Source organism: Aureibaculum algae (assembly GCF_006065315.1).
Taxonomy (GTDB): domain Bacteria; phylum Bacteroidota; class Bacteroidia; order Flavobacteriales; family Flavobacteriaceae; genus Aureibaculum; species Aureibaculum algae.
The window spans coordinates 193,252-207,411 of record NZ_CP040749.1 but is presented as its reverse complement, the minus strand read 5'-3'; the positions used below and the strand labels follow the sequence as shown (position 1 = coordinate 207,411).

Sequence of the window (14,160 nt, the reverse complement as noted above, 5' to 3'; positions counted from 1 at the left end):
ATTCTTTAAAAATACTTACTTTAGTCAAAAATCCATTTTCAATCAAACCTATAATCAGAATGAAAAAATACGCTTCAGCCATTTCATTTATTATAATTACAACAATCATTTACTTGTCATTCAGTAGCTTAATGCCAAAAGAAAAATCTGATACAACTATTCCACTTAACGAGTTTTCGAGTGATAGAGCTCTCGTGCATTTAAAGGAAATAACCCAAAAACCTCACTTTGTGGGTACCACAGCACATAAAAAAGTACAAGAATACATTGTTAGTGAACTAGAAAAACTAGGATTGACCACTGAAATTCAAGAGCAAGTGGCTCTGAATAAAAAGTGGAGAGCGGGCACAAATACACAAAATATCATAGCAAAAATAAAAGGCACTGATAATTCAAAAGCATTATTGCTTTTAACCCATTATGATAGTGCTGTTCATTCTTCTTTGGGAGCTAGTGATGCTGGAAGTGGTGTCGTGACAATTTTAGAGGGTCTAAGAGCATTTATGACAACTCATAAAGCTCCTAAAAATGATATTATTATTCTAATTTCTGATGCTGAAGAATTAGGATTATTAGGTGCAAATGCATTTGTCAATCATCATCCTTTGGCTAAAGACGTTGGCTTGGTTTTGAATTTTGAAGCAAGAGGTAGTGGCGGCCCCAGCTATATGCTCATGGAAACTAATGGGGGTAACAAAAAACTAATTGAACAATTTGCTCAGGCTAAGCCAAAATATCCCGTTGCAAGTTCATTAATGTATAGTATTTACAAAATGTTACCAAACGATACTGATTTAACTGTTTTTAGAGAGGATGGTAAAATTCAAGGCTACAATTTTGCCTTTATTGATGACCATTTTGATTATCACACAGAACAAGATAGTTATGAACGCTTAGACAGAAATACATTAGAACACCAGGCTAGTTATTTGATACCGTTGCTAAATTACTTTGCTGATGCTGATTTAACTAATCTCAATTCAGATAGTGATAACGTATATTTTAATATGCCTTATATAGGTATGATATATTATCCTTTTTCATGGGTAATACCAATGATTATAATTTTCAGCTTCATATTTTTAGGATTGCTAATTTTTGGAGTTTCAAAAAAGAAATTACTACTTACTCACTTATTTAAAGGGTTTATTCCATTTTTATTCTCCATGCTAATTTCTGGCTTCATTACCTTTTTCGGTTGGAAAATAATTCTCAAAATCCACCCTCAATATCAGGATATTTTACACGGATTCACCTACAATGGCCATTGGTATATTGCCTCTTTTTCAGCTTTAACTTTAGCCATTTGCATAATTATTTATAATCGTTATTTTAAAAAAATAGAAGCTAAAAATTTAATAATCGCCCCACTATTAATTTGGATTATCATGAATATAGCGATAAGCATTTATTTAAAAGGAGCCGGCTATTTTATTTTAGCAGTCATATATGGTATAATAGCCTTAGTAATACTACTATTCTCAAAAAAAGAACATCAATCCGTTTTATTAAGTGTGTTATCAATTCCTGTTTTATTTATCTTCGTCCCTTTAATACAAATGTTTCCAATCGGATTGGGATTAAAAATACTAGCAGTTAGCAGTATTTTTATCGTGCTATTATTTGGTTTACTCGTACCCATTTTTTCATCTTATAAAAACATAAAAAAATTAGGACGATTGTTTCTAGCACTTTCATTGCTTTTATTTATTTCAGCAGCATTTAAATCAGGCTATTCCATTGAACAAAAACAACCAAATAGTATCATCTATGTTTTAGATGCAGACAAAAACGAAGCTTATTGGGCTAGTTATAACAAAAAGACTGATGCATTCACAACCCAATTTTTGGGTGATAACCCTCTAGAAGGAGGTTTTGATAATTCAACAACGGCCAGTAAGTATGGCACGAAAATAAAATTGCATAAAAAAACAGAAGTCAAAACTATAATTCAACCCCAAATAGAAATTAGCAAAGACACAATTATTGATGCATACAGACATATAGATTTAAAAATAACTCCTCAAAGAAAAATAAATAGAATAGAGCTACTTTCTACCAATGCCCTTTCCTTTAAAACCTTTGTTGTAAATGGCGAATTGCTGCCCAATAGAAATAATTCTGAATTTGTATTTAAAACCAATAGCCAAGTTTTAAGCTATTATTTTTCAAATGATGACGCGTACTTATCAATACGCTTTTCAATTCCCAAAGAGCAAAATCCATCATTTATAATCTATGAAACCTCTTATGATTTGTTTGAAAGTATGGCTTTTGACATTACACCAAGAACAAAAACCATGATGCCTATGCCTTTTATAATAAATGATGCCATTATTGTAAAAAAACAGATAAATCTAGACTAAAAAAGTAAGAGAAAGATTATATTTGTAGTTCAAAATTTTATAACACATGACTACAATCAACGATTTCAATTTTAAGAATAAAAAAGCATTAATCCGAGTAGATTTTAACGTGCCTTTAGATGAAAACTTTAAAGTAACTGACACTACAAGAATCGAAGCTGCAAAGCCAACTATTATAAAAATATTGGAAGACGGAGGTAGTTGTGTTTTAATGTCACATTTAGGTCGTCCAAAAGGAGTTAGTCCTGAATTTTCGCTTTCTCATATTGTTGATACCGTAAGTGAAATCATTGGTGTTCAAGTAAAATTTGTTGATGACTGTGTTGGTGAAGAAGCTGAAAAAGCCGCTGCTGAATTAGAACCTGGAGAAGTATTATTATTAGAAAATTTACGTTTTCACGATGAGGAAAAAAATGGAGATGTTGACTTTGCTAAAAAACTTTCTAAGCTTGGTGACATTTACGTTAATGATGCTTTTGGTACAGCTCATAGAGCCCATGCATCTACAACTGTTGTAGCTCAATTTTTTAAAGGTAGAAAATGTTTCGGTGACTTATTAGCGAAAGAAATTGTGAGTATAAATAAAGTTTTTAAAGACAGTGAAAAGCCCGTAACCGCAATTTTAGGTGGTGCCAAGGTTTCTTCAAAAATCACCGTAATTGAAAATATTTTAGACAAGGTAGATCACTTAATTATTGGTGGTGGTATGAGTTTTACCTTTATAAAAGCACAAGGTGGAAGTATTGGTGATTCTATTTGCGAAGATGATAAACAAGAATTAGCATTAGACATATTAAAACAAGCCAAAGAAAAAGGTGTAAGAGTACATTTACCTGTAGATGTTATCGCTGCTGATGCTTTCAGTAATGATGCCAATACGCAAGTAGTAGACATTTTTCACATACCAGATGGATGGCAAGGTGTTGATGCTGGTCCAAAAACTAATGTAGCTTTTTCAATGATTATAGCTCAATCAAAAACCATTTTATGGAATGGCCCAGTTGGTGTTTTTGAAATGCCAAAATTTGCTAAAGGAACTATTGAATTAGGTAATGCCATAGCTGATGCTACTGCTGATGGAGCTTTTTCTCTTGTAGGTGGTGGTGATTCTGTTGCAGCGGTAAAACAATTCGGTTTTGAAAACAAAGTAAGCTATGTTTCAACAGGTGGTGGTGCCATGTTAGAAATGTTAGAAGGTAAAACTTTACCTGGTATAGCGGCTATATACGAAGATTAATTCGTTTACATAAACTATTTTAAAGACAGAGTTTCATTATTAAAACTCTTATTTCATGAAGTACAGCAAATTACCAGAAACTAATATTGAAGTTAGCAAAATCTGTTTGGGTACCATGACATGGGGACAACAAAATACCGAAGCCGAAGGTCACGAGCAAATGGATTACGCCCTAGAACAAGGTGTTAACTTTTTTGATGTAGCAGAGCTTTACCCTGTTCCAGCAAAATTAGAAACGTATGGACGTACAGAAGAAATTATAGGCACTTGGTTTAAAAAAACAGGTAATAGAGATAAGATTATCTTAGCTAGTAAAATTGCTGGAACTGGAGCCTATACGGAGCACGTCAGAACAACTGGATTTTCAAAAGAAGCCATTACAGAAGCCATTCATAATAGCTTAAAAAGGTTACAAACCGATTATATTGACCTATATCAACTACATTGGCCAGAAAGACCTGTAAATTGTTTTGGTGTTAGAGACTACCCTTATCAGGTAGCTTCGCAATGGGAAGATAATTTTGCTGAAATTTTAGAAACCTTAGATGGTTTTGTAAAACAAGGTAAAATTAGACATGTGGGACTTTCAAATGAAACACCTTGGGGAACCATGCGATATTTAGAAGAGGCTAAAACAAAAAAATTACCTAGAATGATTACCATTCAGAACGCCTATTCTTTATTACACCGTATTTTTGAAACAGGTCTTTCAGAAGTAGCTTTAAGAGAAAATATTGGCTTATTGGCATTCTCTCCAATGGCATTTGGAGTGTTATCTGGTAAATATTTAAACGGAAAAGCCCCTAAAGATGCTCGTATAAATCAATTTCCTGTTTATAACAGATATAGTAGCCCAGAATCCTCAAAAGCAGTTGCTGAGTATTTAAAAATTGCTCAGAAAAATGGATTAAGTTTAGCTCAAATGTCACTTGCATTTGTAAATCAAATGCCATTTGTTACTTCTAATATAATAGGGGCAACAAAAATGATACAGCTTAAAGAAAATATTGATAGTATAAACATTGAATTGTCTGACGAAATTATTGCCGAAATTAATGCTGTGCATAGTAAGATGCCAAATCCGGCAGCTTAGCATGAACCTAGAAGATGAAAATAAAGAAAGCGTAAAAACGCTTCATTAACTGTTGCTGAATGGTTTGGATTTTTCTTACTTCCAATAAATATGACTTACAGAAGTTTATTTCCCGCCAGAGACTTTAATGATGATCAAGAAAATCGATTTGCAACATATGGCTTTGATAAAAAAATAAAACAAGCTGCTATTGCCAGAATTTTGGGTGTATTATTTTATGTACTAATAATGATTATTCTATTCACAAAATTCTAAGAATTTCAACCTCTAATACCCTAATTTCTCTCTAACTCTACCCAAAACTTCACTAGCCACTTTTGTCGCCTTAACAGCACCAATTTCAAGAGCTTTATCTATTTCATCTAGGTTATTCATGTAATACTGGTACAACTCACGTTCTTTAGCGTACTTTGTAATTAGCAAATCATAAAAAGCTTGTTTGGCATGTCCATACCCATAATTACTACCTAAATAATTAGCACGCATATCTGCTATTTGCTCTTCATCAGCTACTAATTTATACAAGGCAAATAAATTACATGTATCTGGGTCCTTAGGCTCTTCCATCGGCGTACTATCTGTTTGGATTTTCATAATCACTTTACGTAATTTTTTATCATCCAAAAATAAATTAATCTCATTGCCACGCGATTTGCTCATCTTCTCACCATCCAAACCAGGTACAATTTTCACATTTTCTTCTATTTTAGCTTCAGGTGGCACCAATGTATCTCCCATTTTATGATTAAAACGATTGGCCACATCTCTACTCATTTCTAAATGCTGCAATTGATCTTTTCCTACAGGCACTACCTCAGCATCATACAATAAAATATCTGCTGCCATTAACATTGGATAGGTAAATAACCCCGCATTAACATCATCTAATCTGTCTGCTTTATCTTTAAAGCCATGTGCCAATGTTAAACGCTGATACGGATAAAAACAACTTAAATACCAAGATAATTCTGTTACTTGCGGTACGTCACTTTGTCGATAAAAAACCGTTTTATTTATATCTACTCCAAATGCTAACCATACTGCTGCTGTGCTATACGTATTTTGCTTTATAATAGCTCCATCTTTTATTTGTGTTAATGTATGCATGTTCGCAATAAACAAAAACGAATCATTTGATGGATCATTAGACATTTCAATGGCTGGTATAATAGCTCCTAACAAATTGCCTAAATGTGGTGTTCCGGTACTTTGTACCCCTGTAAGAATTCTTGACATAACTTATTTTTCTAAAGCAAAAGTACAAATCACAAATCACAATATTTCAAATTCTAAAAAACAAATTTCAAAAATAATATTCCCGTCTTTTTTGAGATTTTAAATTTACACATTGGAGTTTATACAGATTCCCTAAATTTACCCCAATGAAATTATTAAAAAATATTTTTCGCGTATTTTGGCGTATTTGGTTTTATGGATGGGTATTTTTTTCAATCCTCGTTGCGTTACCCGTTTTAATTGTAGTAATCTCTTTCGATAGTTTATATCCTACTTTTTTTAAAATTGCCAAGGCTTGGGGTAAAACCATCATCTTTGTGATGGGTTTTAAACCTGTAGTTGAGACAGAAGAAGAAATAATTCCTGGTGAAAGCTATTTGTTTATTGCGAACCACGCCTCTCTAATTGATGTGATGTTAATGTTGTCAGTTATGAAAAACCCAGCCGTGTTCGTTGGTAAAAAGGAATTGGTAAAACTGCCCTTATTTGGATACATTTTTAGAAAAACAAGTATTTGGGTGGACAGAAGTAATGCTGAAAGTCGGAAAAGAGTATATATTTTAGCCCAAAAGAAATTAGATCAAGGCTTAAGCATTGCCATTTTTCCTGAGGGGTTAGTCCCTCACGAAGACATTGTTTTGAGTGAATTCAAAAATGGTGCCTTCCGTTTAGCAATTGAACATCAAATACCCATTGTACCCATGACTTTCTATGATGTTAAAAAACGTTTTTCATGGACATTTTTTAGTGGATGGCCAGGTAAATTAAGAGTAAAAATTCATAACTTTATCCAAACAGAAGGTTTAACTATTGACGATATGGAATCCATTAAAAAAGAGGCTTTTGACACAATCTATACGGAATTAGTAAATGATATCAATGATGAAAAATGAACATCTAACATATTATAATTCTACCGAAGAAAGACTAAATGTACTTACACATGCCATTGGATTAGTTTTAAGTATTATAGCCTTAGTCGTTTTGATTATTCATGCTAATGATCATGGAACCGCAAGGCATATTGTAAGTTTTTCTATTTTTGGAGCGAGTTTAATCTTGTTGTACTCTGCTTCTACTTTTTACCATTACGCTCAACAACCAGAACTACGTAAAAAATTAAACATTTTAGATCATGCTGCCATTTATGTCCTTATTGCAGGAACCTATACTCCTTTTACACTCATTACTTTAAAAGGAACGTTAGGTTGGACAATCTTTGGCATTACTTGGGGAATTGCTCTTGTTGGAGTTTTTCTTAAATTATTTTACACTGGTAGGTTTGAAAAAATTTCTACCGCAGCCTACATTGGTATGGGATGGATTATCATTTTTGCCGTAAAACCATTACTAGAAAATTTGCCCATAAACGGATTATATTGGCTGGTGGCTGGTGGCGTATTTTATACCGTGGGTGCCATTTTATACAGCATTCCAAAAATAAAATACAACCATACCATTTTTCATGTATTTGTGTTATTGGGTAGTTTTTCACACTTTATGGCGATCTACTTTTATGTGTTGCAGTAAATTTTAAACCGCCTCTTTTTGATGAAGTAACCGTGTTAACTTTATTGATAAATCCAATAAGATGATTTTGGCATTACCGTTACGTTCAATATGATAAATAGCATCGTTAAGCTCTTTAGTAATCTCCATGATATTACCACTATGAACAAACGGAGCAAATTTATCTAAATCGAAACTTGTGGTATAGGGCTCTAAAAACACCAACGAATCTGCTGTATAATTTTTCAATAAAGCTTGTCTAAAAAATTGGAGACAGTAGTTTAAAAAACTTTTCTGAACCTCTCTACCGTTTGATGCAATAGCATCGCTCCAAGCAATTAGTTCTTGTATTACGGCAGCATTGCCTTTTGCTTTAAAAGCGGTTCGTACCCAAGTAATAAACCACTGTTCAAATTGTTCATCGCTTGTTGAGTTATGTAAAATATTTCTTGCTTTATTCCAATTTCCATCTGCTTGATGGGCAATCTTTACAGCTTCATTTTCTGTAATATGCTCTCGTGCTATTAAAGCTTCCTTAATATGATTTTCACTTAAAGGATTTAATTTTACAATCTGACAACGAGATAATATGGTACTAATAATTTGCTCTTCACTCTCGGTAACCAACAATAGAATAGTCTTGTTTGGCGGTTCTTCTATTAGTTTTAGTAATTTATTGGCTGCTGCTGTGTTAAGCTTCTCGGCCATCCAAATAATCATGACCTTATAACCACCTTCGTACGATTTCAGAATCAACTTTTTTACGATTGCTTCTGCTTCATCTACACCAATTTGACCTTGTTTATTTTCAATACCTAAATGTGCGTACCAACTTAATAAATCACCATACGGGTTATCATTTATAAATTGACGCCATTCTTCTAAAAAGAAATCACTTACAGGGTGTCTTTTCACCTTATCCGTTGTGGCAACAGGAAATGCAAAATGCAAATCAGGGTGACTTAGATTGTTAATCTTTGTATTACAGACCTGGTCTCCTGTATTATTTTCACCATCACTATTATTACATAAGATATATTGAGCGTAAGCAATAGCTAATGGTAAAGCACCTGTACCCTTTGGTGCAACAAAAAGTTGTGCATGGGGTATTCGGTTTCTTTCAACACTATAGATAAGTTGTTTTTTTACTGTTTCTTGATCTATAATATTTGAAAAAAGCATTTATTTTTTTACGATTTTAAATGATTTTGAACTTCCTGTAGTTTTATCACCAATGTTTAGAAAATACAACCCTTTAGATAAAAATTGTAAATTTAAACGAGCAGAAAAATCTTCTTTTTCAACAACTTTTTGACCTAATTGATTAAAAACAGCCATATTGTAATCAGCTTGATTAAAGGTAAAGCCTGAAATTTTTAATTCATCCTCAAAAGGATTTGGAGCTACTGAAATTTGTGCTAATTTTTCATCTTCAACTCCCAAAGTAGCAGCAACTTCAAACTCGTGCCTAATCGTTTGACCTTCATAAGTTACTTCAAATCTATAAGTACCTAAGGTAGCAAGATTATCAACACTCCTAAACCAATACGATGTATTAAATGAATCAGTAAAATTTTCATCCCACACCGCAATTCTTATACCATTCGGGTTACGGATCCCAAAATTCGCTGTTGTTCCTGCCAATTGATCTTTAAAATAACCTGCAAAATATATTGTAGAATTTGGTAAAAATTTATTAGCTAAATTCGTGTTCTCTAGTTGAGGGCAAGGATTGTCAAAATTTGGTGGTGCACTATGTGTTAAAACCGCATTAATATTTGGATCAGTATAATCAGGTTGGTCTTGCCACCAACTTGTAATATTATTACAAGTCCCGCTAAAAGGATCAACTAAATTACTGTTGCTATCATAAACTTCAAAATGTAAATGAGGACCGGTAGAATTTCCAGAACTACCTACAACTCCTAAAAATTCACCTTCAACAACTGTGTCTCCAACAATTTTAGTGGTTAAACTTCCATCTTTTAGGTGACCATACCAGGTTCTACTGCCGTCACTATGTTGCACATAAATTGCATTCCATGTATTTGAATTAAAAGTACAACTCTTATCAAATTGACCATCATTCTTATATATAATTTCACCTGGAGCCGCAGCCACAACTTCAGCTAAATTATTTTCCATTTGATACCAAGAAAAAGGCCATGTAAAAATATCAGTACCTGAATGATTATAACCAGAACTGGTATCATAGGTATTCGTTCCACAATTATAATCCTGAACTTTATCAGGAAATGTAGCATCATGGTCTACATAATTAGAAATTGCCCAAACATCGTTAAAATCGCTCGTAGCTGCCTTTTTAACAGGCCAAATAAAAGTTGGTGCTGCCAAACCTGCTTTTTTTATCGACAATTTACCCTGTTTAATTAACTTGGCTACATTAACTTCAACTTCAGTATTAATTTTCGCTTTGGCTTCTTCCGTAATACATGCTAAATTATTTGGGTTAAATTTTACCTCACCACCATTTGCTTCCCCTATAATTTGGGAAAAACAAGTGAAAGGTAGTAGCGACAAAACAAGCAATAATCTTTTCATTATGGGTTCGTTTTATTGTAAGTGTATAGGTGTCAAAAGTACTAATTTTTAAATATAATTTTATTAACTTTTAATGTTATGAATTATATTTATATTTACAAATTAATAAAATATTAAAACGAATCAGTAGAAAATCTATTGTGTTTTAATTGAAAACGAATTTACATTATACTCATTCTTGAGTATAATTATAAATATAACATATAAAATATGAGCTGTAATAGTTGCTCTACGGATACAAATGGTGTACCAAAAGGATGCAAAAGTAATGGAAATTGTGGTACTGGAAGTTGTGATAAACTAACAGTTTTCGACTGGCTTTCAAACATGACATTGCCCAATGGGCAATCCTCTTTTAACATTTCTGAAGTACGTTTTAAAAACGGGAGAAAGCATTTTTTTAAAAACACAAAAAATTTAGCCATCGCTATTGGTGATGTTGTAGCTGTAGAATCTTCGCCAGGACATGATATTGGCACCGTTTCTTTAACAGGAGAATTGGTTAAAATTCAAATGCGTAAAAAAGATGTCAGTTTTGACAGTGAAGAAGTAAAACAAATCTACAGAAAAGCCTCTCAACGAGATATTGAAGTTTGGCAAGCTGCTAGAGACAAAGAACAAGAAGTTCAACGAAAATCTAGATTAATAGTTTCTAGATTAGGTCTTAAAATGAAACTCTCAGACATTGAATTTCAAGGAGATGGTAATAAGGCAACTTTTTACTACACCGCTGATGATCGTGTAGATTTTAGACTGTTAATTAAAGAATTGGCTTCAACTTTTAAAATAAGAGTTGAAATGAAACAAGTGGGTCTGCGTCAAGAAGCAGCCAGATTAGGAGGAATTGGTTCTTGTGGTCGCGAGTTATGTTGTTCTACTTGGTTAACTGATTTCAGATCTGTAAGCACCTCAGCCGCTAGATACCAACAATTATCATTAAACCCGCAAAAATTAGCCGGACAATGTGGTAAGCTTAAATGTTGTTTAAATTATGAATTGGATTCTTATTTAGATGCATTAAAAAATTTCCCAAAAACAGATACCTGGCTTCAAACGGAAAAAGGAACAGCTGTTTTCCAAAAAATGGATATTTTTAAAGGATTACTCTGGTATGCTTACAAAGACAACCCAATGCAATGGGTTGATTTAGAAGCGGAAAAGGTAAACGAAATCATTAAAATAAATAAAGAAGGGAAAAAAGTAGCTAGTTTAGAAATGTATGCATCTAAAATAAATGTTCCTACCGTACCTGAAGCTGCTTTTACAAATGTTGTAGGTCAAGACAGTTTAACTAGATTTGACAAAAACAAAGGAAATAAGAGTAATAAAAGAAGAAAAAATAGAAATAATAAAAGAAAATCTCCCCGCAAAAATGCGTAATATATTAGGCTTACTTTTCGTTTCGATAGCATTAATTTCATGTAATGATAATTTAGTTTTTAATCAATACAAATCAATGCCAAATACCGAATGGCATAAAGACTCTCTTGTCAAGTTTGAATTTAGTCCAATTGATACTATTTCTAGAAATAATGTATATATAAATCTCAGAAATAATAACGACTATGCCTACAGTAATTTATTTTTAATTGTAGGGATTGATTTTCCTAACAATTATAAAGTTGTTGATACGTTAGAATATGAAATGGCAGATGTAGACGGTAAATTTTTAGGTGAGGGTTTAACTGATCTTAAAGAAAACGTTCTAGAATTTAAAAGCAACGTAATTTTCCCTACAACTGGTACTTACAACATCTCTATTCAGCAAGCTATGCGTAAAAGTGGAGAAGTTGATGGAATAACATCGTTAAAAGGAGTAACAGATGTAGGTATACAAATTGAAAAAATGAACAATAATGAGTAAAAAAAAACCAGATAACACGGCTACATTTAAAAAATTTACCAAATGGCTCTGGATACTGTTTTTAGGTGGCTTCGGATTTATAGCTCTATTATTTTTTCTAGGTTCTATTGGCGTTTTTGGCCCTTTGCCATCTTTTGAAGAACTTGAAAACCCTGAAAATAATTTAGCAACTGAAGTAATCTCTATCGATGATAAAACATTGGGTAAATATTTTAATGAAAATAGAACCCCGATAAAATACAAAGACATTCCTGAAAATATAGTTAAAGCCTTAGTCGCTACTGAAGATGTACGTTTTTACGAACATTCAGGTATTGATTTTTATGGTACAACTAGAGCTTTTGTTAAATTAGGAAAAGATGGTGGGGCCAGTACGGTTACACAACAATTGGCAAAGCTATTATTTCATGGTGAAGGTTCTAAAAACCTTATAGAAAGACTTTCTCAAAAAATTAAAGAGTGGATTATTGCAATTAGATTAGAGCGTCAATATACTAAAGAAGAAATCATTACTATGTATTTCAACAAGCAAGATTTCTTATACAATGCTGTTGGTCTCCGTTCTGCAGCTCGAATCTATTTTGGTAAAGAACCTAAAGAATTGAAAATTGAAGAAGCTGCTGTATTGGTAGCTATGCTTAAAAATCCAAGCCTTTACAATCCCCACAGAGAAAGCAAAAAAGAAAAGACCTTGTTACGCAGAAATGTGGTGCTTAAACAAATGGAAAAAAATGGGGTGATTTCGCTTGAAGAAAAAGATTCTTTACAAAAATTGCCAATGGTAATTAATTTTTCTCCAGAAGACACAGGTTATGGTGTTGCCACTTATTTTAGAGAATATTTACGAGGGTTTTTAAAGACTTGGGTAAAAGACAATAAAAAACCAGATGGTACTGAATATAATATATACCGTGATGGACTAAAAATTTATGTGACTCTAGATTCTCGCATGCAACAGTATGCCGAAGATGCTATGAAAGAACATATGTCAAACCTACAACGTGTCTTTTATAAGCAACAAAAAAAGAATAAGAATGCTCCTTATTATGATTTAACGGTAAAGGAAATTGAACGAAATATGGAGTCTGCAATGAAACGCTCCAATCGATTCCGACGTATGAAAAAAGCCGGTGTTTCTGAAGCCGACATTAAAAAATCATTTAACGAAAAAACAGAAATGCGAGTATTCTCTTGGAAAGGAGATATTGATACCATCATGACTCCAATGGACTCCATTAGATATTATAAATATTTTATGCGAGCAGGATTGATGTCTATGGAACCACAAACGGGTCATGTAAAAGCATGGGTTGGTGGTATTAATTATAAGCATTTTCAATACGACATGGTAAAACAAGGTAAGCGTCAAGTAGGTTCAACCTTTAAGCCGTTCGTATATGCGACCGCAATCAATCAATTACAAATCTCTCCTTGTGAGGAATTTTCAAATACAATTTGGACCATCCCGAAAGGAAAATATGGTTTAGATAAAGATTGGGCACCCGCAAATGCGGATCATAAATATGGTGGATTTAAAACCTTAAAAAATGCGTTAGCAACCTCTACCAATGTTATAACCGCTCAATTGATCGACAAAACAACACCACAAAACGTTGTTAAATTGGCTAAAAACTTAGGAATTGAAAGCGATATCCTCGCTGTGCCTTCAATAGCACTGGGTACTGTAGATTTATCACTGTTTGAAATGACTGGTGCCTACAATACGTTTCCTAGTAAAGGAATGTACGTAAAACCAATAATGATATTACGTATTGAAGATAAAAATGGAACGGTATTAGAAAATTTTACACCAGAAACCAAAGAGGTGATGAGTGAAGAATCTGCATATACCGTAGTTAACTTATTAGAAGGTGTTACGCAATATGGTTCTGGAGCTCGCTTACGAAATGCCGCTAGAAGTTATCCTGATAGTATTGTTTCGGGTCATCCCTATAAATTTAAAAACCCTATTGGTGGTAAAACGGGTACTACACAAAACCAATCGGACGGTTGGTTTATGGGTTTTGTACCTAACTTGACTACTGGTGTTTGGGTAGGTGGAGAGGAGAGATCTATACATTTTGCTGATATAGGAAGAGGCCAAGGAGCATCAATGGCACTACCAATTTGGGCATTATATATGAAAAAATGTTATGCCGACAAAGAACTTGAAATTAGTGATGGTGCTTTTATAAAACCAGCCAACTTTGACGTCGAGTTAGATTGTGATAAATATAAAAAACAGCAAGAAGAAGATCAAAATACTACTGAGGTAGATCCTGAATTTTAAATC

The 14,160-nt window shown here is 33.2% G+C and carries 12 protein-coding genes; 9 read left to right on the top strand and 3 right to left on the bottom strand.

Annotation, left to right across the window (positions count from 1 at the left end; translation table 11 throughout):
- The first annotated feature begins 59 nt into the window (after positions 1-59).
- From FF125_RS00870 to FF125_RS21815, 4 genes are all read left to right on the top strand, one after another.
- Positions 60-2,366: a M28 family peptidase gene (locus FF125_RS00870; RefSeq protein WP_138948016.1), complete on the top strand. Its 2,307-nt coding sequence runs from the start codon at positions 60-62 to the stop codon at positions 2,364-2,366.
- A gap of 46 nt (positions 2,367-2,412) precedes the next feature.
- Complete coding sequence (locus FF125_RS00865) at positions 2,413-3,603, top strand: phosphoglycerate kinase (RefSeq protein WP_138948015.1); 1,191 nt, start codon at positions 2,413-2,415, stop codon at positions 3,601-3,603.
- Positions 3,604-3,658: 55 nt separating this feature from the next.
- Positions 3,659-4,696, top strand: coding sequence for an NADP(H)-dependent aldo-keto reductase (locus tag FF125_RS00860; RefSeq protein ID WP_138948014.1), 1,038 nt, complete (start codon positions 3,659-3,661; stop codon positions 4,694-4,696).
- Between the two features lie 90 nt (positions 4,697-4,786).
- Positions 4,787-4,951: a hypothetical protein gene (locus FF125_RS21815; protein WP_175418843.1), complete on the top strand. Its 165-nt coding sequence runs from the start codon at positions 4,787-4,789 to the stop codon at positions 4,949-4,951.
- Between the two features lie 12 nt (positions 4,952-4,963).
- Here the strand turns inward: FF125_RS21815 and trpS are convergent, their stop codons facing one another.
- Positions 4,964-5,932, bottom strand: coding sequence for a tryptophan--tRNA ligase (trpS, locus tag FF125_RS00855; RefSeq protein WP_138948013.1), 969 nt, complete (start codon positions 5,930-5,932; stop codon positions 4,964-4,966).
- Positions 5,933-6,078: 146 nt separating this feature from the next.
- Here trpS and FF125_RS00850 point away from each other — a divergent pair, with 146 nt between their 5' ends.
- Both FF125_RS00850 and trhA read left to right on the top strand, forming a co-directional pair.
- Positions 6,079-6,825 (top strand): lysophospholipid acyltransferase family protein, encoded by a 747-nt coding sequence (locus FF125_RS00850; protein WP_138948012.1) that lies wholly within the window; start codon positions 6,079-6,081, stop codon positions 6,823-6,825.
- Positions 6,812-7,462, top strand: a complete 651-nt coding sequence (gene trhA / locus FF125_RS00845; RefSeq protein WP_138948011.1) for a PAQR family membrane homeostasis protein TrhA — start codon at positions 6,812-6,814, stop codon at positions 7,460-7,462. The genes FF125_RS00850 and trhA overlap by 14 nt, the downstream gene beginning before the upstream one ends.
- Before the next feature lie 3 nt (positions 7,463-7,465).
- Here trhA and FF125_RS00840 read toward each other — a convergent pair whose 3' ends face one another.
- Positions 7,466-8,623 carry a DNA polymerase III subunit gene (locus FF125_RS00840; protein WP_138948010.1) on the bottom strand — a complete coding sequence of 386 codons (1,158 nt, stop codon included), beginning with the start codon at positions 8,621-8,623 and terminating at the stop codon, positions 7,466-7,468.
- Positions 8,624-10,003, bottom strand: a complete 1,380-nt coding sequence (locus tag FF125_RS00835; protein ID WP_138948009.1) for a peptidoglycan DD-metalloendopeptidase family protein — start codon at positions 10,001-10,003, stop codon at positions 8,624-8,626. It lies immediately after the preceding gene.
- 210 nt (positions 10,004-10,213) lie between these two features.
- Here FF125_RS00835 and FF125_RS00830 point away from each other — a divergent pair, with 210 nt between their 5' ends.
- The 3 genes from FF125_RS00830 to FF125_RS00820 are packed head-to-tail and all read left to right on the top strand — an operon-like array spanning position 10,214 to position 14,157.
- Positions 10,214-11,383, top strand: a complete 1,170-nt coding sequence (locus FF125_RS00830) for a PSP1 domain-containing protein (protein ID WP_138948008.1) — start codon at positions 10,214-10,216, stop codon at positions 11,381-11,383.
- Positions 11,376-11,867 (top strand): gliding motility lipoprotein GldH, encoded by a 492-nt coding sequence (locus tag FF125_RS00825; RefSeq protein ID WP_138948007.1) that lies wholly within the window; start codon positions 11,376-11,378, stop codon positions 11,865-11,867. The genes FF125_RS00830 and FF125_RS00825 overlap by 8 nt, the downstream gene beginning before the upstream one ends.
- Entirely contained in the window at positions 11,860-14,157 is a 2,298-nt protein-coding gene (locus tag FF125_RS00820) for a penicillin-binding protein 1A (protein ID WP_175418842.1), read from the top strand. The genes FF125_RS00825 and FF125_RS00820 overlap by 8 nt, the downstream gene beginning before the upstream one ends.
- Positions 14,158-14,160: the final 3 nt, after the last annotated feature.